The sequence below is a fragment of the Streptomyces cinnamoneus genome, from assembly GCF_002939475.1.
GTDB classification, from domain to species: Bacteria; Actinomycetota; Actinomycetes; order Streptomycetales; family Streptomycetaceae; genus Streptomyces; species Streptomyces cinnamoneus_A.
The window spans coordinates 4,191,792-4,213,220 of record NZ_PKFQ01000001.1 but is presented as its reverse complement, the minus strand read 5'-3'; the positions used below and the strand labels follow the sequence as shown (position 1 = coordinate 4,213,220).

Genomic DNA, 21,429 nt, shown 5'->3' with positions numbered 1-21,429 from the left:
GTCTCTTCCTGGCTGTTACCGGCAGCCGCACTCGGTGGTGATGGTGCAGAAGTAGCCGCTGCTGATCATGTGCGCGGACTGGTCCTCACGGAGCTCCGCCAGGGAAAGCTCGCCGAAACCCTCGCCCGCCACGTCGATGATCTGGGTGCTCATAGCAACCTCCACTGTTTTTAGTGAATTCCGATCAGTCATTCACCAGAACTGGCGCCTGGCTGATCGCTCGTGACCGATCCTGGTCCATCACCTGTAGTGGCTGTGTAGCTGCTCGGTAGCACCCTCCGCCGGACGAACCCGAATCCAGAATTCCGTTAGAGAAAGTGGTTGCGGTATCTATCATTCCGCCTTGATGGCCTCAAGAGAATTGATCTTCGCGGCCTTACGGGCCGGCCACAGCGCCGCACCCTCTCCCACCAGCACGGCGAGCACCAGGAACACCGCGAGCCTGTCCCAGGGGACCACCAGCCCGTACGTCTCCATCCGCTCGGCGATCAACGAGCCTGCCGACCAGCTCAGGAAGAGACCGAGCGCGATGCCGAGCACGCCGCCGAAGAGCGAGATGACCAGTGACTCCAGGCGCACCATGCGCTTGATGCCCTTGCGGTCCAGGCCGATCGCCCCCAGCATGCCGATCTCCTTGGTCCGCTCGAAGACCGACAGCGCCAGCGTGTTGACGACGCCGAGCACCGCGACGACCACGGCCATCCCGAGCAGCGCGTAGAGCATGTTGAGCAGCAGGTTGGCCGTCTGGGAGATGGACTCGGTCACGTCGTCCTTGTCCTGCACGCGCAGCGCCGGGTTCTTGCCGAGGGCGTTGGTCAGCGCGTCCTTGACCGCGGTGGACGCGCCGCCCTTGGCCTTCACCATCAGCAGCGAATCGTCCACGCGCTCCTGGTGCTTGGCGAGTTCGGGGGTGTCGACCAGGATGCCGCTCAGCAGGTTGTTGCCCTCGAAGAGGCCCGCGACCGTCAGCCTGCCCTTCGAACCGTCCTCGTACGTCACGCCGAAGGTGGAACCGGCCTGCCAGCCGAAGGACTTGGCCGTCTTGTGGTCGACGACGACCTTGTCGCCGCCGATCCGGTCGAAGGAGCCCTCGGAGAACTTCAGCCCGGACAGCTTCTTCATGTTCGGCCCGACGACGCCCGTCAGGTTCCGCGACGTGCCGTCGATCCGGGCGGGGGAGATGCGCACCGGGCTGGTCGCGGTCACCTCCGGCAGCCGGTCCACGGTCTCGCGCACCTCGGGGGAGAGCGGCGCGTGGGTGGCCATGGACAGGACGTAGTCCGCCCGCAGGCCGTCCGTGGCCATCTTCTCCAGGCCCCGCTGCATGCCCACGGCCAGGACCGTCATGCTGGTGATCAGCGTGAGGCCGATCATCAGGGCGGAGGCGGTGGCGGCGGTGCGGCGCGGGTTGCGGACCGCGTTCTGCCGGGCGAGCTTGCCGGAGATGCCGAAGAGGCGCAGCGCGGGCGCGGCGGCCGCGATCAGCGGACGGGACAGCAGCGGCGTCAGCATGATCACGCCGACCAGCAGCAGGACCGCGCCGAGCCCGAGCAGGGCCTTGGCCGGCTCGTCCCGCAGCGCCCCCGTCAGCGAGAGCAGCAGGCCGGCCGCGCTGACCGCCGAGCCGATGCCGTTGCGCAGCATCAGGGAGCGGCTGCTGGCGGGTGCGTGGAGGCTGCCCATGGCGGCGACGGGCGGGACCTTGGCCGCGCGGCGGCTGGGCAGCCAGGCGGCGAGCACGGTGACGCCGACGCCGACGAACAGGGCCGCGAACACCGCGGTGGGGGGCACGACGAGGGGGCCGTCCGGTACGAGCATGCCGGTGGAGCGCATGAGGGGGTGCAGCGCGGCGCCGATGCCGATGCCGATCACGAGACCGGCCACGGCCGCGACCGCGCCCACCACGAGGGCCTCGACGAGCACCGAGCGCGTGACCTGCCGGCGGCTGGCGCCCACGGCCCGCAGCAGGGCGATCTCCTTGGTGCGCTGGGAGACCAGCATGGTGAAGGTGTTGGCGATGATGAAGACGCCGACGAACAGGGCGACGGCGGCGAAGCCGAGCAGCGCGGTCCGCATGTTGCCCATGCCCTCCTCCACCGCGGCGGCCTGGTCGTCGGCGAGCGTCTTGCCGGTCACCGCGTCCGCGCCGGGCGGGAGGATCTTCTCGATCGCGGCCTTGAGGGCGCTCTGACTCTCCCCCTGCTGGGCCTTGACGAGGATCTCGCTGTATTCGCCGGGCTTGGCGTAGAGCTTCTGGGCGGTGGCGGTGTCGAACAGGGCGAGGCTGCCGCCGGCGGCGACGTTGCCGTCGTCGGTGGTGAAGACGCCGGTGACCTTCTGCTCCAGGACGGGGCCGTCGACGGAGAGGCGGACGGTGTCGCCGACCTTGTAGCCGGCGCGGTCGGCGGTCTTGGAGTCGAGGGCCACCTCGTCGGCCGTCCGCGGGGCGCGGCCGTCCTTGAGCGGGTAGCGGGCGTCCTTGCCGTCCTTGCCCGCGTAGTAGTTGCCGCCCTGCGTCGAGAACCCGTGACCGACGAGCTCCCCGTGCTTGTCGGCGATGGCCGCGGACCCGGCCACCGAGGCGGAGACCGAGGCGACGCCGGGCACTGAAGCGGCCCGGTCGAGCAGGCCCTGGGTGAGCTTGGGGGCACCGGGGCCGGCCTTGCCGCCTTCCTTCCGGTCGATCTGGATGGCGACGTCGACGCCGGTGAAGCCCTTCTCGGAACTCTTGCGGTAGGCGTCGGAGATGGTGGAGGTGAAGACGAGGGTGCCGGAGACGAAGGCCACGCCGAGCATGACGGCGAGGACGGTCATCAGCAGCCGGGCCTTGTGCGCGAGGACGTTGCGCAGCGCGGTACGGAACATGAGTCAGTCCTGAATCGGGTAACGCGTCGCTGCCCGCTGACGGGGCGTGCGATACAGGGGTGGCTGCTGAGGGTTAGCTGGTGCGGCCCTTGGCGTCGAAGCGCTTCATGCGGTCGAGGACCGCGTCGGCGGTGGGCCGGTGCAGTTCGTCGACGATGCGGCCGTCGGCGAGGAAGACGACGCGGTCGGCGTACGAGGCGGCGACCGGGTCGTGCGTGACCATCACCACGGTCTGGCCCAGCTCCCGCACGGAGTTGCGCAGGAACCCCAGGACCTCGGCACCGGAACGCGAGTCGAGGTTGCCGGTCGGCTCGTCCGCGAACATGATCTCCGGCCGCCCCGCCAGCGCACGGGCGACCGCCACACGCTGCTGCTGACCACCGGAGAGCTGACTGGGCCGGTGCTTGAGCCGGCCCGACAACCCCACCGTCTCCACCACCATCTCCAGCCACTTCCTGTCGGGCTTACGACCGGCGATGTCCATCGGGAGCGTGATGTTCTCCAACGCCGTCAGCGTCGGCAACAGGTTGAACGCCTGGAAGATGAAACCGATCTTGTCCCGCCGCAACTGCGTCAGCTTCTTGTCGTTCAGCGCCGTCAGCTCCGTGTCCCCGATCCGCGCCGAACCACCCGAGACACTGTCCAGACCCGCCATGCAGTGCATCAACGTCGACTTGCCCGAACCCGACGGACCCATGATCGCCGTGAACTCCGCCTGCCGGAACTCCACCGACACCGCGTCCAGCGCGACCACCTGGGTCTCGCCCTGCCCGTACACCTTCGTCAGATCCGTGGCGCGGGCCGCCACCGCGGTGGCGCCGAGCGGAGACGATAAGCCGCCTGCGAATGCGGTACTGGTCATGGAGGGAGCACCTCTCCTGTTCCGTAAGGGATTTGTGAACTCCTCATCCTCCTGAAGCGGCCCCGGCACCCGAGTCAGCCCCTGATCCAAATCTCCTCACTCTTGGGTCGCAGCCCATCGGAACCGCGTCATCCTGCGGTATGACCCGCGGAGTTGGTGCGTCGAACGGCTCGGCCGTCGCGCGGCCGGCCGCGACGCCCACCTCCGATAGCCTCCTGACCATGGGAAACCGTGAGGATCTGCTCGCCGGAGCGAAGCACTGTCTGCGGGAGAGGGGCTACGCGCGCACCACCGTCCGCGACATCGCCTCGGCGGCCGGTATCGGCATGGCCGCCATCGGCTACCACTTCGGCTCCCGGGAGGCGCTGCTCAACGCGGCGCTCCTCCAGGCCCTCGACGACTGGAGCGAGGAGATCGGCCGGGCGGTGGCGGCGGCAGCCGACGCGGAGGCCACGGCCGGGGAGCGGTACGAGGCCGTGTGGTCCGAGGTCGTCCGCACGTTCAGCACGCACAGGCCCCTGTGGCTCGCCAGCGTCGAGGCGTTCGTCCAGGCCGAGCACGCGCCCGAACTGCGCCGGCAGATCGCCGCGGGCCACACCGAGGGGCGCCGCGTCCTCGCCGCGCAGCTCCTGGGCACGCCGCAGGAGGACGTTCCGGACGGCACGGCGCACACTCTGGGGACCGTCCTGCTGGCCCTGCTCCAGGGCGTCATGATGCAGTCCCTCGCCGACCCCGGCCGCGCACCGTCGGCGACCGACGTCGCCGAGGGGCTGCGCGCCCTGACCGCCGTCCTGGACCCGGCCGGCTCCGAGGGATAGTCGTCCGGCGGGCCGTCGTCACGCGGGGCGGCGCGCCCGTTGTCAGTGGGCCCGTGCATCATCGTCGCCATGACTGACAGCACTTCGGAGACCGGCCCTCTGCACCACCTCGCCCGGACCCACCTGCCCGCCGACCTCGCCGAGCGGTGGACCGGGCTGCTGCGCCCGGCCGCCCGGCTGCTGGCGACCCCGGAGCCCGGGCCCGGCGACGTGGTGGTCGGACGGCTCGGGGGGCTGCCCGCGCTGCCGGAGAACGAGGAGTGGCCCGTGTGGGAGGGGCACGGCCCGCTGTCGTTCGTCGCGTCCGTCGACTGTGCCGCACTTCCGGCCCACGCCCTCGACATACCGCTGCCCACCGAGGGCACGCTGTCGTTCTTCTACTTCGACGGCCAGATCGACGACGGCGACGCCCTGGTGTGGCCCAAGGACCCCGACACCTGGGCGGGGTCCCGCGTGGTCTACGTCCCCGCCGGCGTCGCGGTCGTCGAGCGCGCCCTGCCCGTCGTCGACGACGAGGACGTCGAGTTCGAGGCGTACCCCGAGGTCCCCCTCACGGCACGGGTGGAGTGGACCGCCCCCGACGCCTGGCACCCGGACTTCCTCGCGGCCCTCAGGCGCGACGGCCACGCCGCGGACCCCGCCGGCGGTCACCCCGAGGAGGCCCAGGCGTTCGTCGAGGCGCTCTGGGACCGCGAGAGGCGGGCCGACCACCTCGTCGGCGGCCACGCCAACCCCGTCCAGAGCCCGGTCGACTACGAGATCGCCCACGCCTACCTGGGCAAGGACGGCGACGAGGTCACCTGGAGCGACCCGCGCGTCGCGGAGGAGGCGCGGAAGTGGACGCTCCTCGCCCAGATCGACAGCGACGACGACGCCGACATGATGTGGGGCGACTGCGGCGCCCTCTACTGGCTCATCCGCCCGGAGGACCTGGCCGCCCTCCGCTTCGACCGCGCCCTGTTCACCATGCAGTGCTGCTAGGGTCCCGCGGCACCCCGCCCGTCAGGGCGGCGGCAGCACGCCGAGGAGGGCCTCCAGGGCACCGGGGAAGGCGTGGTCGGGCGGGGTGCCGTAGGCCACGATCAGGCCGTCCCCGGGGGCGGGGGCCGGCGCCTGGGGGTGGCGGAAGCGGTCGAGCCCCTCCAGGGCCAGGCCCTGCCAGGCGGCCGCCTGCACGGTGGAGCGCTCGGTGCCGGGGGGAAGTTCGAGGACGGCGTGCAGGCCGGCCGCGATGCCCGTGACGCGGACGTGGGGGGCGCGCTCGGCGAGGGCGGAGACGAGCTGGTCGCGGCGGCGGCGGTAGCGCAGGCGCATGGCGCGCACGTGCCGGTCGTAGGCCCCCGCCTCGATGAACTCCGCGAGGGTGAGCTGGTCGAGCGCGCTCAGCCCCCACTCGCCGGTGGCCTTGAGCTCCAGCAGGTCGCCGAGCAGGTGGTCCGGGAGGACCAGCCAGGCCAGCCGCACCCCGGGGGCCAGGGCCTTGCCCGCGGTGCCGCAGTAGACGACGTGCTCGGGCGCCAGGCCCTGGAGGGCGCCGACGGGCTGCCGGTCGTAGCGGAACTCGCCGTCGTAGTCGTCCTCGACGACGACCCCGCCGGTGCGCGCCGCCCAGTCGACGACGGCGGCGCGGCGGTCGGGGTGCAGGGCGACGCCCGTGGGGAACTGGTGGGCGGGGGTGAGGAGGACGGCCCCCGGCACGTCCCCCTCGTCCAGCTCGCCCACCCGCGCGCCGCGGCGGTCGAGCGACATCGGCCGGGGCCGCAGCCCGGCCCGTTCCACGATGCCGTGGTGGAACCACAGCCCGTACGACTCCACGCCCATTCCGCGCACGCCGCGCTCCCGCAGCAGCCGCCCCAGCAGGGCCAGGCCCTGGCTGAAGCCGGCGCAGACCACGATGTGTTCGGGGTCCGCGCGGACCCCGCGGGCGCGGGCGAGGTAGTCGGCGAGCGCCGTGCGCAGCTCGGGCCGGCCCCGGCCGTCGCCGTAGCCGAACGCCTCGTGCGGGGCGACGGCCAGGGCACGGCGGGCGGCGGCGAGCCAGGCGGCCCGGGGGAAGACGGAGACGTCGGCGGCCCCGCAGCGCAGGTCGTGCAGCGGGCGGGCCCCGCCCCGCGGCGGCGCCGGGCGGCGTCCGCCCCGCCGGGGTACGGGCGCGGTGCGCTGCGCCACCCGGGTGCCCGAGCCCTGGCGGGCGGTGAGCCAGCCCTCGGCGACGAGTTCGCCGTAGGCGTCGGCGACGGTGTTGCGGGCCAGCCCGAGGTCGGCGGCCAGGGAGCGGGAGGAGGGCAGCCGCACGCCCGGGGCCAGCCGCCCGGACCGTACGGCCTCGCGCAGCGCCCGGGTCAGCGCGGCCCGGACGCCGCGCCCGGGCGCGTCCGCGAGGTCCAGGTGCAGGTCCGCGCCCACCGCTCCGGGCACGTCCGCCGTAGCGCCGGGCGCCGGCGTCCCCTCCGGCTCCCCCGGTCGTCCCGTCTCCGGCTCCGCGTCCCCCGGCCCGTAAGTGGCCCACGTTCTCTCCATGGGAATGGACCATACTGCTGGGCTTTCCGTCACGTAGCGTCGTCCCCATGACGACCGACACCGTTGCGCAGCATCACCCGCGCATGCACTTCCACAAGCTCGCCCCCGAGGTCTCGAAGGCGATGTTCGCCCTGGAGAAGGCCTCCCGCGAGGGCCTGGACCCGGTGCTCATCGAGCTGGTCAAGATCCGCGCCTCCCAGCTCAACCACTGTGCGTTCTGCCTCGACATGCACGTCAAGGACGCCCGCAAGGCCGGCGAGACCGAGGAGCGCATCTACCTCCTCAGTGCCTGGGAGGAGGCCGAGGGCTTCTACACCGAGAAGGAGCGGGCCGCCATCGCCCTGACGGAGGCCATCACCGTCCTGACCGACGGCTTCGTCCCGGACGAGGTGTACGAGCGCGCCGCCCGTCATTTCCCCGAGCAGGAACTGGCCCAGCTCATCGCCATGATCGTCACGATCAACGCCTGGAACCGCCTCGGCGTCACCACCCGGCTGGTCCCCGGCTCCTACCAGCCCTGACCGGGGCGCGGCCGGGCCGGGCCCGTTCCCGCCGGACGCGCGGAACGCCGGGCGGGCCGTCACCGGCCCGCCCGGCGTTCCGGGACGCGGGAGGGGGAGGGGGCTGGAGGAACTAGTCCAGCCAGGTCTTCCACACGTCCGGGTGCCGCTGCACCCACCGCTTCGCCGCCTCGTCCGCGGGGAGCTTGTCCTCGGCGATCATCTGGGCGACCTCGTTCTGGTCCTCCTTCGTCCAGTGGAACTTCTTCAGGAAGCGCGCGGCCTTGCCGCCCTTCTTCGTGAACTCCGTGTTGAGGTACTTCTTCAACGGGGTCGTCGGGTAGGCGCAGTCCACCGTCGACGGGTCCGCGGTGCCCTTCTCGGCGCACTCGTCCGTGTAGGCGGGGAGCTTCACCTCGGTCATCGGGACCTGGTTGAAGAGCCACTGGGGCTCGTACCAGTAGGTCAGGAACGGGCGCTTGTCCTTGGCGAACTGCTTGATCTGCGTGATCTGGGCGGCCTCCGAACCCGCGAAGACGACCTGGTAGTCGAGCTTCAGGTTCTTCACCAGCGCCTTGTCGTTGGTGACGTACGACGGCGAGCCGTCGAGGAGCTGGCCCTTGCCCCCGCTCTCCGAAGTGCGCAGCTGCGAGGCGTACTTGTCGAGGTTCCGCCAGTCCAGGACGTCGGGGTGGGCCTCGGCGAAGTACGTGGGGACCCACCAGCCGATGTGGCCGGTGACCCCGAGGTCCCCGCCGTCGGTGACCGTCTTCTTGTCCTGGACGTAACGCTTCTCCTGCTCGGGGTGGCCCCAGTCCTCCAGCATGGCGTCCACCCGGCCCTGGCTGAGCGCGTCCCACGCCGGCACCTCGTCCACCTGGACGGTGTCGACGCGGTAGTCCAGCTCGTGCTCCAGCAGGTACTGGGCGACGGCCGTGTTGGCACGGGCGCCCACCCAGGACTGCACGGACAGGGTCACGGTCTTGGCACCCGCCGCGTTGGCGTACGGGGAGGACTGCTTGGTCATGTCGGCCGCCCCGCAGCCCGTGGCGGTGGCCATCAGGCCCACCGCGGCCGCGAGCACCGCCGCCTTCACCTTGCGCGTCATCTCAGTTCGCCTCCTTCGGCTTCGTCGGCTGCGTCACCCGGTCGAGCATCAGTCCCAGGCAGGCGATCGCCGTGCCGGCCACCAGCCCCGTGGCCAGGTCGCCCTGCGCGAGGCCGAACACGACCTCGTAGCCGAGCGCACCGCCACCGACCAGCGCGCCGATGATGACGACGGACAGCACCAGCACCACCGCCTGGTTGACGGCGAGCAGCAGCGAGGCGCGGGCCAGCGGAAACTGGACCTGGCGCAGCTGCTGTCCGCCCGTGGCGCCCAGTGACCGCGCCGACTCCAGCGCCGCCGGGTCCGCCTGGCGCAGGCCCTGGCTGACGATGCGGACGACAGCCGGAAGCGCGTAGACGATGGCGGCGGCGGCCGCGGGGGCGCGGCCGATGCCGAAGAGCGCGACGACGGGGATGAGGTAGACGAACTGCGGCATGGTCTGGAAGACGTCCAGGACGGGCCGCAGCAGCCGGTCCACCCGAGGGCTGCGCGCCGCCGCGACGGCGACGGCGAAGCCCAGCACCAGGGTGACGGCGACCGCCGCCAGCACCTGGGAGAGGGTGTCCATGGAGGCGTCCCAGCGGCCCAGCACGCCGATCGCCGCCAGCGACAGGACGGCCGTCAGGGCCGTGCGCCAGGTGCCGATCAGCCAGGCCAGGGCGGCCACGAGCGCCAGCGCGCCCCACCAGGGAAGGCTCTGGAGCCCGTCGCGCAGCGGGTCGAGCACCCACCCGGTGTAGTGGGCGGCCCAGTCCGCGGTGCCGCCGACGCCGGGGACGCCCGAGTAGAGGTGGTCGACCATCCAGTCCTTGGCGGTGTTGACGGGACGGGCGATGGCGACGGTCCAGCCGTCCGGCCAGCTCTGGCCGCCCAGGAGGCGGGCGGCCGTGGCGACCAGCGCCGTGGCGGCCGCGCCGGCCGCCCACAGCGTCAGCGTCCGGCCGCGGCGGGCCGGGCCCTGCCGGGGAGTGGGCGACCCGGCGGTGATGCGGTCCAGCACGATCGCCAGCAGCACGATCGGCACGCCCGCGGCGAGGGCGCTGCCGACGTCGACGGTCGACAGGGCCTGGTAGACGCGGTCGCCCAGGCCGTCCGCGCCGATCACCGACGCGATGACGGCCATGGACAGCGCCATCATGATGGTCTGGTTGACGCCCAGCAGCAGCTCCCGGCGCGCCAGCGGCAGCCGTGCCGTCAGCAGCCGCTGCCGCCCGGTGGCGCCCAGCGAGTCGACGGCCTCCAGCACGCCCTTGTCCGTACCGCGCAGGCCCAGGGCCGTGAGCCGGGCCATCGGCGGGGCCGCGTAGACGACCGTGGCCAGCACGGCCGGGGCCACGCCGATCCCGAAGACCAGGACGACGGGCAGCAGGTAGGCGAAGGCGGGCAGCGCCTGCATGGTGTCGAGCACGGGGCGCAGGACCCGGAACATGCGGTCGGAGAGCCCGGCCGCGAGGCCGAGCAGCGCGCCGACCGCGACGGAGGCCGCCACGGCGACCGTCATCAGGGCCAGCGTGCGCATCGTGGGCACCCACATGCCCAGCAGTCCGCACACGGCGAACGACGCGACGGCCGTGACGGCGGCCCGCCGCCCGGCCACCCGCCAGGCCAGCAGCCCGGCGCCGGCCGTCACGCCGGCCCAGCCCAGGGCGAGCAGCACCGTGTACACGGCCCGCACGGACACGATGACGGCGTTGCTGACGTGCCCGAAGAAGTACAGGAACAGCCAGTGGCTGTCGCGGTTGTCGATGATCCAGTCGTTGGCCTTCCCGAGCGGACCGTCGAGGGCGACGGTCAGCCCGGACGGCCAGCTGCCGCTCCCCCACCGGGCGGCGGCGAAGGGCGCCGCCACCGCGGTGAGGAGGGCGATCAGCAGGACCTTGCGGGCGGCGGGGCGCCGCAGGGCCGTGCGGAGGGCGCCCGGCGCCGGTGCGGCCGCGACCGCCGGCCGTCCCGTCGTCGTCGTAGCGCTGCTCATGCCGCGGCCTTCTCCTTGATCTCCCCCAACGTGCCGGTGCCGGTCCCCCGGTTCGCGGCGCGGGCCTCGTCCAGCCCGGCGACCACGCCGAGCAGACACGTGGAGTCCACGACGCCCAGGCACCTGCCCGCGTCGACGACGCGGGCCGAGGTGCCCGTGCGGGCCACGGCCTCGATGGCGTCCGCGACGGTCGTGGCCGGGGCCAGCGCGGGGCCGGTCTCGGCCTCGCGCGCGTCCCGGACGGGGCGCATGGCGCGCCGCACGGTCAGCACCTGCTCCCTGGGCACGTCCCGCACGAAGTCGCGGACGTAGTCGTCGGCCGGGGAGCCGACGATCTCCTCGGGGGTGCCGCACTGCACGATGCGGCCGCCGCGCATCAGGGCGATGCGGTCGCCGACGCGCAGGGCCTCGCTGAGGTCGTGGGTGATGAAGACCATCGTGCGGCCCTCGTCGCGGTTGAGGCGGACGACCTCTTCCTGCATGTCGCGGCGGATCAGCGGGTCGAGGGCGCTGAACGGCTCGTCGAAGAGCAGGACTTCGGGGTCGGCGGCCAGCGCCCGGGCCAGGCCGACGCGCTGCTGCTGGCCGCCGGAGAGCTGGCCGGGCCGGCGCTCCTCCATGCCGGTGAGCCCGACCTTCTCCACCATCTCGGCTGCTCTGGAGCGGCGTTCGGCCTTGCCGACGCCCTGGATCTCCAGGCCGTAGGCGACGTTGTCGAGCACGGTGCGGTGCGGGAGCAGCCCGAAGTGCTGGAAGACCATGGCGGCGCGGTGCCGGCGCAGCTCGCGGAGGGCGCCCTTGTCCATGCCGCACACGTCCTCGCCGTCGATGGCGATGGTGCCGCTGGTGGGCTCGATGAGGCGGGTCAGACAGCGGACGAGCGTGGACTTGCCGGAGCCGGAGAGGCCCATGACGACGAAGCACTCGCCGGGGCGGACGTCGAAGGAGACGTCACGCACGGCCACGGTGCAGCCGGTGCGCTCGCGCAGTTCCTCGGGGGACAGGCCGGCCAGTTCGCCGCCGGGCACGCGCCCGGCCTTGGGGCCGAAGACCTTCCACAGGTTGCGTACGGAGAAGACGGGACTCGTCTCGTCCGGGGTCATGTCATGCGTATCGACTGTGGGCATGTTATGCCTCACCCCCTAGGGTCGCGGCCTTCGCCAGCAGTTCGGCGCACTTCTCCCCCACCATCAGCACACCGATCATCGGGTTCACGGCCGGCATCGTCGGAAAGACCGACGCGTCGGCGATACGGATACCGTCAAGGCCGCGAATGCGCAACTGCGGGTCCACGACGGCTAGTTCGTCGGCGTCGGCGCCCATTCGGCACGTTCCCGCCGGGTGGTACACGGTGTGGGCCACCTTGCGCGCGTACGCGCTGATCTCCTCGTCGGAGGTGATCTCCGGGCCCGGGCAGACCTCGCGCTTGAGCCAGCCGGCCAGCGGCTCGGTCTTCGCGATCTCGCGGGCGATGCGGATGCCGTCGACGAGCGTACGGGCGTCGTAGTCCTCCTCGTCCGTGAAGTAGCGGAAGTCGAGGGCGGGCTTGACGGCCGGGTCGGCGCTGGTCAGGTACAGGCGGCCGCGGCTGCGGGGCTTGGGGATGTTGGGGGTCATCGACACGCCGTGCTCGGGCTTCTCGTAGCCGAGGCGCTCGGGGTTGTCGGTGAAGGGGATCTGGTAGAAGTGGAACATCAGGTCCGGGCCGTTCGAGGCCGGGTCGCGGCGCACGAAGAGGCCCGCGTCCGAGTCCATCGCCGAGTTCTCGGGGATCGGCCCGTCCGTCTCCCACACGATGACCGACTCGGGGTGGTCGAGCAGGTTCTCGCCGACGCCCGGGAGGTCGTGGACCACGGGGATGCCGAGCGCCTCCAGGTCGGCCTTGGGGCCGATGCCGGAGTGCAGCAGCAGCCGCGGGGTGTCGACGGCGCCGGCGCAGACCAGCACCTCGCGGGCGGCCTCGACGTAGACCTCCTCGCCGTCCTTGGTGCGCACGTGCACGCCCTTGGCGCGCGTGCCCGCCAGCTCCAGCCGGTGCGCCCAGGTCTCCAGCATGAGGTGGAGGTTGGGGCGGTCGAGGAAGGGGTGGAGGTAGGCGACCGAGGCGGAGGAGCGCTTGTTGTTCTCGGGGTGGTAGGCGAGGTCGAAGAAGCCGACGCCCTCGTGGAAGGGCTGCTTGTTGAAGCCCTCCACGCGCGGCACGTCCGTGGCCGCGCGGGCGGCCTCGACGAAGTCGCGGGCGATGGCGTTGCGGTCCTTCTCGTCCACCGCGACGATGTTGTTGCGCAGCCGGGTGAAGTACGGGTCCATCGACTCCGCGTCCCAGCCCTCGGCGCCGGCCGCGGCCCACTCGTCCCAGTCGCCGGGCAGCGGCTTGAAGGAGATCAGGGTGTTGTGCGAGGAGCAGCCGCCGAGCACGCGGGCGCGGCTGTGGCGGATGTGGGAGTTGCCGCGCGGCTGCTCGGTGGTCGGGTAGTCATAGTCGAGCTCTCCGCCGAGCAGGCCGAGCCAGCGGCGCAGGGTGAGGACGTCCTCGCGGTCGACGTCCGTGGGGCCGCCCTCGATGACGGCGACGGTGACGCCGGGGTCCTCGGTGAGGCGGGAGGCGATGACGGAACCGGCGGTACCGCCGCCGATGACGACGTAGTCGTAGACGGGCATGATGGGGGTGAACTCCTTCTGCGGCACGGTGCTTCGCGTCGGTGGCGGGTCAGCCGGCGAACCAGCGCACGGGGGCCGGGGCGAGGTTCTGGTAGACGTGCTTGGTCTCCCGGTATTCGGCGAGCCCCGTGGGGCCCAGTTCGCGGCCGGTGCCGGACTTGCCGAATCCGCCCCACTCCGCCTGCGGCAGGTAGGGGTGGAAGTCGTTGATCCAGACCGTGCCGTGGCGCATCCGCCCTGCCACGCGGCGGGCCCGGCCCGCGTCCTTGGTCCATACCGCGCCGGCGAGCCCGTACTCGGTGTCGTTGGCCAGGGCCACCGCCTCGTCCTCGGTGTGGAACGTCTCGACGGTGAGGATCGGCCCGAAGGTCTCCTCGCGGACGACCCGCATGGCGCCGTGGCACAGGTCCAGGACCGTCGGCGCGTAGAAGTAGCCGGTCTCCGGGCGGCCGGGGGCGGGCGCCGGGCGGCGGCCGCCGCAGCGCAGGGCCGCGCCCTCGGCGAGGGCGGAGGCGACGTACGCCTCGGTCTTGGCGAGCTGCTCGGCGGAGACGAGCGGGCCGCACTCGACGCCCTTCTCGGTGCCGCGGCCGAGCTTGATCCGCTCGGCACGGCGGGCGAGTTCGGAGACGAACCGGTCGCGCACCGACTCCTCGATGATGAGCCGGGAGCCCGCGGAGCAGACCTGGCCGCTGTGGATGAAGGCGGCGTTGAGGGCCTGGTCGACCGCGGTGTCGAAGTCCTCGTCCGTGGCGCAGGCGTCGGCGAAGACGACGTTGGGGTTCTTGCCGCCGAGTTCGAGGGCCACCTTCTTCACGCTGGGCGCCGCGGCCTGGGCGACCTTGACGCCGCTGGTGAGGCCGCCGGTGAAGGAGACCAGGTCCACGTCGGGGTGCTCGGCGAGGCGGGCGCCGACGGGGTCGCCGGCGCCGGTGACGATGTTGGCCACGCCGTCGGGCAGTCCGGCCTCGGCGAGCAGCCGCACGAGGTGGACGGTGGACAGCGGGGTGACCTCGCTGGGCTTGATGACGAAGGTGTTGCCCGCGGCCAGGGCCGGGGCGATCTTCCAGCTGGCCTGCAGAAGGGGATAGTTCCAGGGCGTGATCATCGCGCAGACGCCGACGGGCTCGTGCACGACCACGCTGTGGACGGTGTCGGAGCCCGCGTCGACGACGCGCCCGGCGCCCTCGCCGACCACCAGGTCGGCGAAGTAACGGAAGGCATCGCTCACGCAGTCGACGTCGATGCGGCCCTCTTCGAGGGTCTTGCCGGTGTCGCGGCTCTCGATCAGCGCGATCTCCTCGCGGTCGCGCTGCAGCAGTTCGGCCACGCGCCGCAGCAGCGCGGCCCGCTCGGCCACGGAGGTGCGCGGCCAGACGCCGGCGCCGCCGTCGAACGCGCGGCTGGCGGCGGCCACGGCGGCGTCGGTGTCGTCCGCACCGCCCTCGGCCACGACCGCGAGGACCGTGGCGTCCGCGGGGTCGAGCACCTCCCGCTGAGCGCCGGACGTGGCGGCCCGCCACACCCCGTCGACGTGGATGGTCTCGACTGACGACATCACTCTCTGCCTTCCGGTTCTGAACATTCCCGTCACCGGACGGCACGACGGCCGGACCGGCAACGGGACGCCCCTAACCAGAAGGGGGAAACCTATGCCTCCTTCTTCACAAAGAGTGACCTGAGTCACTCTGAGTCGCCGGTTTCCCCCGGCCGTGCCGGGTGACGATCAGGACGTCGTGCAGTACCCCAGCGGGCAGAACGTGCTCACCAGCGCCCGCTGGACCTGGAGCATCGCCGTCCAGCCGCTCTCCGGCCCGGCGACCAGCAGGGCGTACTGCCTGCCGTCGGGAGCGGTGTAGGCGTGGATCAGCGAGTGCCGCCGGGTGGAGTCCGCCTGGACGTAGGTGTACTCCAGCTCGGCCGGGTCACCCGGGCCGGCGGCGTGGGTGAGCCTGCTCTTCTGATACCCCCTGTACTGGGAGACGTACGTCTCGGATTCGGCCAGGGAGTCGTACGGCGTCGCCCTCGGCGGGTTCAGGACGAAGACCTGGATCAGGCTCCTGCCGTCGGAGGACTCGTAGAAGACGCTCTCCCGCTCGGTCCTGCGCTGCCACCCCAGGGGCACGGCCAGCCGGTACCCCGCCGGGTCCGTGACCCGCCGGAAGCCGGCCGGGACGGCCGGGTCGCCGAAGGTGCCGGCCGTGGTGGGGGCGGTCGTCGGCGCCGGGCCCGGGCCGGGGGTGAAGCCTCCGCCTCCCCCTCCGGCCGTGCCGGCGGAGGCGCCGTAGAGGTCCGTCGGGCCGGGGGTCACCGAGGCGCTCACCCCGGGGAGGACGTCGTCGTGGCCGGTCGTCCCGTCGCCGTCGCCGTCGTCCCGCACGAGCGCCCAGATCCCGGTGCCGAGCCCGCCGGCCAGGACCGCCCCGACCAGGACGCCGGCGAGGATCCTCGCGTGGGAGGGGCCGGCCGGCGGGTCGTCGGGGAACGACGGGTGGGGGATGGGGGTGATGTCGGGGGCGACGTGGAGGGTGGCGCCCGGCCCGGGCGGGTACGGCCCGGACGTGCGGTGATCGTCGCGGTCGTCGTGGTCGGTGCGGTCGTCGTGGTCCGGGGAGTCGACCCACCTCTGGAGGTCCGCGTCCCAGTAGCTCATGTGCCTCGCCGCCTCACGCCAATAACTGGCTGATCGACTGGACGAGGGCGACGGCCGAGGCCAGCCCTCCGGCGGCCGTGGCGCCGTCGCTCAGCAACGCGCGCAGCCGCGCAAGCCGTCCGGGGCGGGTACGGCCCTCGCGCCGCGCGTCGTCCTCCAGACCGGCCAGTTCCGCGTCGAGTTCGTCGAGGCCGTCGCCCTCGGCGCGGGTGAGCCGGGGCAGGTCGAGCCTCAGCTCCCGGGCGACGTGCAGCAGTTCGGGCGTCACGGTCAGGAGGCGCCGGGAGGCGTCGACGGCCTCCGCGTCGTCCCCCTGGGCGAGCGCGCCGCCCGACAGGCTGCCGACGGCGATGCCGCCGTGGTCCGGGGCCGGCACGGGTGCGGCCGCCGGGTCGCCGGCGCCCGCGGCGGGCGCCCCCGCGCGCTCGGAACGGTCCTCGGCCCGGGCCCCCGGGCCCTGGCCGACGGCACCGCCGCTCATCGACCCGATGGAGATGCCTCCACCGGGCTTCTCGCGTTCGTTCGTCATCGTCCCCCGCTTCCGGTCAGGTTCTTGGCCTCGGCGCCGGCGCCCTGGGCCACCGCGCCGCCGCTCATCGAGCCGATGTAGATGCCGCCCTCGCTGATCTGCACGATCTGCTGCTCGAACCGGTCGGTCTCGAAGCCCTGGGAGCGCAGGGCCTCCCGCACGCCGCTGGCGATCCGGTCCTGGACCGTCTTCACGTAGCGGCTGATGTCCATCTCCTGGAACAGCGAGACCTCCGGCACGCCGGCCAGCTCCCGCACCGAGTGCGCGGGCCCGTCCGGGACCGCCCGCCGGGGGTCGGCGAGCCAGGTGCGGAAGCCCGAGACCGCCGAGCGGATCGTGGACACCGCCGCGGCGAAGCCGGCGGCGGGGGCGCTCAGCAGGGCCCGCACGCCGTCGCGCAGCAGGTCGTCCTCGCCGCGCGCCGCGATCACGTCGACGGCCCGGAACTCCGGCCGAACGGGGGTGAGGATGTGCGGCACGACCTCGAGGACCAGCATCCCGCCCTGGGTGTGCACCCTGACCAGGACCGAGACCACGACCTGCTCGTCCCAGGCGCCCACGCGCACGCGCAGGAAGTAGCGCCGCGCCTCGCCGCCCTCGTTGACCGACTCGGCGAGGTGCCGGGAGACGGTGTGGTCGTCGTAGGCGACCCTGGGCCGGGGCGGGCCGACCGGCAGGTAGACGAACTCCTCGATCTCCAGGTCCTTCAGCCGGTCCCGGCTGGTCTCGGCGGCGGCCTTGCGCAGGGCCTCCAGCCGGGGCCGGATCAGCTCGACGACGGTGCGCCCGGTAAAGGGCGGGGTGCCGGGGGCGTTCCCGTCGGCACCGTCCGCGCCCTTGCGCCGCTTGAGTTCGAGGGCGAACGACCACGGCTCGTAGGGCACGCCCATGCCGATGAACGGCCGGGACGGGTCGTAGATGGTCAGGCCCGAATACTGCTCGCGGTCGATGGCCTGGGCGATCCTGCGGTGGTACGACGAGGAGGGATACGCCCGGGGCCGGCGGCGGAACGCCTCACGGCTCAGCTCCGTGCGCATGACCGCCGCCACGCGCGCCCGGTGCATCCACACGGGCAGCACCAGCAGCAGCGGGAAGATGATGCCGACCCAGTTGTCGGCCCCCTGGCTCAGCGCCCAGAAGGTGAACACCCAGTACGCGATGGCCAGCAGCGGCGGCCCCACGGGCAGCAGCACGCGCAGCGCCCGCAGCCCGCCGCTGCCCTTGAGGGCCTGGCGCAGGGTGCTCTTGTCGACGACGTACACGGACGAACCGCGCCCGGCGGCGGCCTGCGCGGTCCAGTGCATGAAGCACACCACCGCGTAGGCGGTCGACCAGATGGGCACGGGCGCCTCGGCCCCTTCGGGGGTGGAGGCGACGTCGACGGAGATGAAGCCCACCCAGAGGGCGAGCATGATCAGAGCGGTCAGGGTGTCCTGCCCGCGGGCACGCAGTGCGTGGGTGAGCACCGGCACGGCGTCCACGCCCAGGGAGGGCGCGACGGGTCTTTCGGCGTGTTCCACCAGCTCTTCGATGACCCGGCGGCGGAACTCGATGTCGAGGTAGGTCCCCGCGCAGAGTAACCGGGTGGCCTCTGTCGGGGAGTCCTGGGGCACGGAGTGACTCATTCTGGTTCCCCCGATCCGTCGAACTCATGGTCGCATTACATGAGTTGACGCACTTTCGGAAGACATCAGAATAGGCCACGGAAGGCTCCTGGGACCCCGTGCGTAGCCGACGGTTACCGGATCGTGGTGTCCCCGAAGGAGACGAGGAGGCGGCGCAGCAGGGCGGAGAGCTCGTCGCATTCGGCGCGGTCGAAGTCCTTCAGCATGCGGGCCTCGTTGACCAGGTGGTCGTCCATGAACGCCTGCGTGATCTCGCGGCCCCGCTCGGTGAGGCGGATCTTCACGACCCGCCGGTCCGCCGCCTCGCGGACCCGTTCGACCAGCCCCTTCGCCTCGACGCGGTCGATGCGGTTGGTGATCGCGCCCGACGTCACCATGGCGGCCCGCTTGAGGTCGCCGGCCGTCAGCTCGTACGGGGGGCCCGAGCGTCGCAGGGTGTTCAGGACGTCGAACTCGCCGAGCTCCAGGCCGCGCGCGGCGGCGAAGGCGCGGAACTCCCTGTCCAGGGTGACGCCGAGCCGCTGCAGGCGGCCCAGCACCTGGACCGGCCAGAGCCGCTCGGCCAGGTCGGGGCGCTCCTCGGCCCACAGACCGATGATCTCGTCCACGGCGTCGCCGCTCATCACGCTCCTCGGGGGTTGTTGGACGTCCCAGGTCTCTGGACGTTGAACATCTCAACCTTAAGACAGTTGACGTTCAACGACCAACGGTGGTTTTATCTCAACGTTGAAATAATCAACCTTGAATGGATGTGACCGCAGCATGTCCACGGCCTCCGTCGTGCCCACCACCTCCGTCACCGCCGCCCCGGTCACGCCCGCCGGGCCGGCGGCGCGGCGCCAGGTCCCCGTCGGCTGGCTGGCCGTGCTCGCCGCGCCCATCGCCATGGGCGCCAACGCACCCGTGCTGATCATGGGCGACCTCGCCCGCTCGCTGGGCGTCGCGCAGACCACCGCCACCTGGCTGGTCACGAGCTTCGCCTGGGCGATGACCGTCGGCACCCCGCTGTTCGCGGCGCTCCTGCGGCAACGCGGGGCGCGGCCGGTGCTCCTGACGGGAAGTGCGCTCGTGGCGGCCGGCACCCTGCTGGTCACGCTCGCGCCCTGGCTGCCGCTCGCGCTCGTCGGACGGGCCGGGCAGGCCCTCGGCGGTGCCGGGCTGGTGGCCGTGGCGATGAACCTCGCCGGGTCGGCCCGCCGCATGGGCGTCATCACGGCCGGCTTCGGCATGCTCGGCGCGTCCGGCCCCCTGCTCGGCTCGCTGCTCGCCGGGGCGGTCTCCGGGCGGCTCGCCCTCGCCCTGTCGGCGGTGGCCCTCTTCGCGGTGCCCGCCGTCTGGCGGCGCGCCGAGGGCACCTCCACCGCCCCCGGCGCGGCGTTCGACCCCCGGGGTGCCTCGCTCGTGGTGGCCCTCGTCTCGGCGCTGGTCCTGCTGCCCACCGTCCCGCTCGCGGCCGCCGGCGCCGCCGTCGTCGTCGCGGCCCTGCTGGCCGTCCACGTGCGGCGCCGCCCCGAGGGCTTCGTCCCGGCCGCCCTGCTGCGCTCGCGCACCTTCCTCACGTCCGCGCTGTTCGCCTGCACCGTCTCGACGTCGTACTTCGCCCTGCTCTTCAGCCTCCCCCGGCTGATCGCCCGCCGTACGGACTGGAGCACCGGCGCCGTCGGGACCGGCCAGCTCCTCGCCCTCCTCGCCGGCGCCGCCCTGTCCTGGCTGCTGGCCGCCGCCTCGGGCCGGCTGGGCCACCGCAGGGTCCTCGCCCTGCTGGCCGCGCTGGGCGCCCTCGCCCCGCTCACCGCGGCCCTCGCCGACCGGGCCCCGCTGCTCCTGCTGGCCGCCACCGTCGCCGTCTTCGTCTCCACCAGCGGCAACGCGGTCCTGTCCGTCCGCGTGGCCAAGGCCGCGCCAGCCGGCCAGAGCCCCACGGCGATCGGCCTCTTCGTCCTCTGCTACCAGCTCGGCGGCGCCCTCGGCCCGGCCCTGGCGGCCACCCTCGTCCTGAGCTGAGGCGCCCTGACCCCACGCGAAAGGCCCCCGGCAGCCAGACGGCTGCCGGGGGCCTTTCGCGTGCGGGGTCAGTCGACCCGGCCGGGGGGCCGGATCAGATGAGGCCCAGACCGCGGACCGCCTCGCGCTCCTCCTCGAGCTCCTTGACGGAAGCGTCGATGCGGGCGCGCGAGAAGTCGTTGATCTCCAGGCCCTGGACGATCTCGTACTTGCCGTCCTTGACGGTGACCGGGAAGGAGGAGATGAGGCCCTCCGGGACGCCGTAGGAGCCGTCCGACGGGATGCCCATGGAGGTCCAGTCGCCCTCGGCGGTGCCGTTGACCCAGGTGTGGACGTGGTCGATGGCGGCGTTCGCGGCGGAGGCGGCCGAGGAGGCGCCACGGGCCTCGATGATGGCGGCGCCGCGCTTGGCGACGGTCGGGATGAAGGTGTCCGCGAGCCACTGCTCGTCGTTCACGACCTCGGCGGCGTTCTTGCCGGCGACCTCGGCGTGGAAGATGTCCGGGTACTGGGTGGCCGAGTGGTTGCCCCAGATCGTCAGCTTCTTGATCTCGGAGACGGCGACGCCGGTCTTCTTCGCCAGCTGCGAGATGGCGCGGTTGTGGTCCAGGCGGGTCATCGCGGTGAAGCGCTCGGCCGGCACGTCCGGCGCCGCGGCCTGGGCGATGAGGGCGTTGGTGTTGGCCGGGTTGCCGACGACGAGGATCTTGACGTCGTCCGCGGCGTGGTCGTTGATGGCCTTGCCCTGCGGCTTGAAGATGCCGCCGTTGGCCTCCAGCAGGTCGCCGCGCTCCATGCCCTTGGTGCGGGGGCGGGCGCCGACGAGGAGGCCGACGTTCGCGCCGTCGAAGGCCACGTTCGGGTCGTCGGTGATCTCGATGCCGCGCAGCAGCGGGAACGCGCAGTCGTCCAGCTCCATCGCGGTGCCCTCGGCGGCCTTCAGGCCCTGGGGGATCTCCAGCAGACGCAGCTTGACCGGCACGTCCGCGCCGAGGAGGTGACCGGAGGCGATGCGGAAGAGCAGCGCGTAGCCGATCTGGCCGGCCGCGCCGGTGACGGTGACATTGACGGGAGTGCGGGTCATGGCGGTCTCCTGCTGCGAACTGGCGGTGGGTGTCCCTGCCCAAGGTGCTGATCTCTCGGTGTCAAGAGATCCGGCGTCAGGCTATCCGACCGCGCCCCCGCTGTACGTCCGACCCGGTGTGGGACGGCTCACCGTCCGCCCCTTCGCCGCCCGCCCGCGGCCGTCCCGCGGGGCTTCCCACGGTCTTACCGCCCGTCTCCTCGCCGTCCGCCGGCCCCTCCGTCC

The 21,429-nt window shown here is 72.6% G+C and carries 18 protein-coding genes; 4 read left to right on the top strand and 14 right to left on the bottom strand.

What is annotated here, in order from left to right; all coding sequences use genetic code 11:
- Positions 1-15 precede the first annotated feature (15 nt).
- The 3 genes from CYQ11_RS29610 to CYQ11_RS18565 form a co-directional block, all read right to left on the bottom strand.
- Positions 16-153, bottom strand: coding sequence for a hypothetical protein (locus CYQ11_RS29610; protein ID WP_181143698.1), 138 nt, complete (start codon positions 151-153; stop codon positions 16-18).
- 180 nt (positions 154-333) lie between these two features.
- On the bottom strand, positions 334-2,865 hold the full coding sequence (locus CYQ11_RS18570) for an ABC transporter permease (RefSeq protein ID WP_104651004.1): 2,532 nt from the start codon (positions 2,863-2,865) through the stop codon (positions 334-336).
- Between the two features lie 73 nt (positions 2,866-2,938).
- Positions 2,939-3,727, bottom strand: a complete 789-nt coding sequence (locus CYQ11_RS18565) for an ABC transporter ATP-binding protein (protein ID WP_099201702.1) — start codon at positions 3,725-3,727, stop codon at positions 2,939-2,941.
- Positions 3,728-3,948: 221 nt separating this feature from the next.
- Here CYQ11_RS18565 and CYQ11_RS18560 point away from each other — a divergent pair, with 221 nt between their 5' ends.
- Together CYQ11_RS18560 and CYQ11_RS18555 are read left to right on the top strand one after the other, a co-directional pair.
- A complete protein-coding gene (locus tag CYQ11_RS18560) occupies positions 3,949-4,545 on the top strand; it encodes a TetR/AcrR family transcriptional regulator (protein ID WP_099201703.1) in 597 nt (198 codons plus the stop codon).
- Positions 4,546-4,614: 69 nt separating this feature from the next.
- Entirely contained in the window at positions 4,615-5,526 is a 912-nt protein-coding gene (locus CYQ11_RS18555; protein ID WP_099201704.1) for a YwqG family protein, read from the top strand.
- Positions 5,527-5,547: 21 nt separating this feature from the next.
- Here the strand turns inward: CYQ11_RS18555 and pdxR are convergent, their stop codons facing one another.
- Positions 5,548-7,065 carry a MocR-like pyridoxine biosynthesis transcription factor PdxR gene (pdxR, locus tag CYQ11_RS18550; RefSeq protein WP_099201705.1) on the bottom strand — a complete coding sequence of 506 codons (1,518 nt, stop codon included), beginning with the start codon at positions 7,063-7,065 and terminating at the stop codon, positions 5,548-5,550.
- 47 nt (positions 7,066-7,112) lie between these two features.
- Here pdxR and CYQ11_RS18545 point away from each other — a divergent pair, with 47 nt between their 5' ends.
- On the top strand, positions 7,113-7,586 hold the full coding sequence (locus CYQ11_RS18545; protein WP_099201706.1) for a carboxymuconolactone decarboxylase family protein: 474 nt from the start codon (positions 7,113-7,115) through the stop codon (positions 7,584-7,586).
- A 112-nt stretch (positions 7,587-7,698) separates the two neighbouring features.
- Here the strand turns inward: CYQ11_RS18545 and CYQ11_RS18540 are convergent, their stop codons facing one another.
- From CYQ11_RS18540 to CYQ11_RS18500, 9 genes are all read right to left on the bottom strand, one after another.
- Positions 7,699-8,673 (bottom strand): ABC transporter substrate-binding protein, encoded by a 975-nt coding sequence (locus tag CYQ11_RS18540; protein WP_099201707.1) that lies wholly within the window; start codon positions 8,671-8,673, stop codon positions 7,699-7,701.
- A 1-nt stretch (position 8,674) separates the two neighbouring features.
- The gene (locus CYQ11_RS18535; RefSeq protein WP_099201708.1) at positions 8,675-10,648 is read right to left on the bottom strand and encodes an ABC transporter permease; all 1,974 of its coding nucleotides are present in this window, start codon (positions 10,646-10,648) and stop codon (positions 8,675-8,677) included.
- Entirely contained in the window at positions 10,645-11,775 is a 1,131-nt protein-coding gene (locus tag CYQ11_RS18530) for a quaternary amine ABC transporter ATP-binding protein (RefSeq protein WP_099201709.1), read from the bottom strand. The genes CYQ11_RS18535 and CYQ11_RS18530 overlap by 4 nt, the downstream gene beginning before the upstream one ends.
- A gap of 1 nt (position 11,776) precedes the next feature.
- Complete coding sequence (locus CYQ11_RS18525; protein WP_099201860.1) at positions 11,777-13,309, bottom strand: GMC family oxidoreductase; 1,533 nt, start codon at positions 13,307-13,309, stop codon at positions 11,777-11,779.
- 49 nt (positions 13,310-13,358) lie between these two features.
- Entirely contained in the window at positions 13,359-14,867 is a 1,509-nt protein-coding gene (locus CYQ11_RS18520; protein WP_099201710.1) for an aldehyde dehydrogenase family protein, read from the bottom strand.
- A gap of 168 nt (positions 14,868-15,035) precedes the next feature.
- Positions 15,036-15,962 carry a serine/threonine kinase C-terminal domain-containing protein gene (locus tag CYQ11_RS18515; protein ID WP_099201711.1) on the bottom strand — a complete coding sequence of 309 codons (927 nt, stop codon included), beginning with the start codon at positions 15,960-15,962 and terminating at the stop codon, positions 15,036-15,038.
- 13 nt (positions 15,963-15,975) lie between these two features.
- Positions 15,976-16,491 (bottom strand): hypothetical protein, encoded by a 516-nt coding sequence (locus CYQ11_RS18510; protein ID WP_099201712.1) that lies wholly within the window; start codon positions 16,489-16,491, stop codon positions 15,976-15,978.
- Positions 16,488-18,116, bottom strand: coding sequence for an AbeC-like domain-containing protein (locus CYQ11_RS18505; RefSeq protein ID WP_099201713.1), 1,629 nt, complete (start codon positions 18,114-18,116; stop codon positions 16,488-16,490). Before CYQ11_RS18505 ends, CYQ11_RS18510 begins: the two co-directional genes overlap by 4 nt.
- Before the next feature lie 113 nt (positions 18,117-18,229).
- On the bottom strand, positions 18,230-18,739 hold the full coding sequence (locus CYQ11_RS18500; RefSeq protein WP_099201714.1) for a MarR family winged helix-turn-helix transcriptional regulator: 510 nt from the start codon (positions 18,737-18,739) through the stop codon (positions 18,230-18,232).
- A gap of 139 nt (positions 18,740-18,878) precedes the next feature.
- On the opposite strand from CYQ11_RS18500, the gene CYQ11_RS18495 reads away from it, so the two are divergent.
- On the top strand, positions 18,879-20,120 hold the full coding sequence (locus CYQ11_RS18495) for an MFS transporter (protein ID WP_099201715.1): 1,242 nt from the start codon (positions 18,879-18,881) through the stop codon (positions 20,118-20,120).
- 94 nt (positions 20,121-20,214) lie between these two features.
- Here the strand turns inward: CYQ11_RS18495 and CYQ11_RS18490 are convergent, their stop codons facing one another.
- Complete coding sequence (locus CYQ11_RS18490; RefSeq protein ID WP_099201716.1) at positions 20,215-21,204, bottom strand: malate dehydrogenase; 990 nt, start codon at positions 21,202-21,204, stop codon at positions 20,215-20,217.
- Between the last annotated feature and the right edge of the window lie 225 nt (positions 21,205-21,429).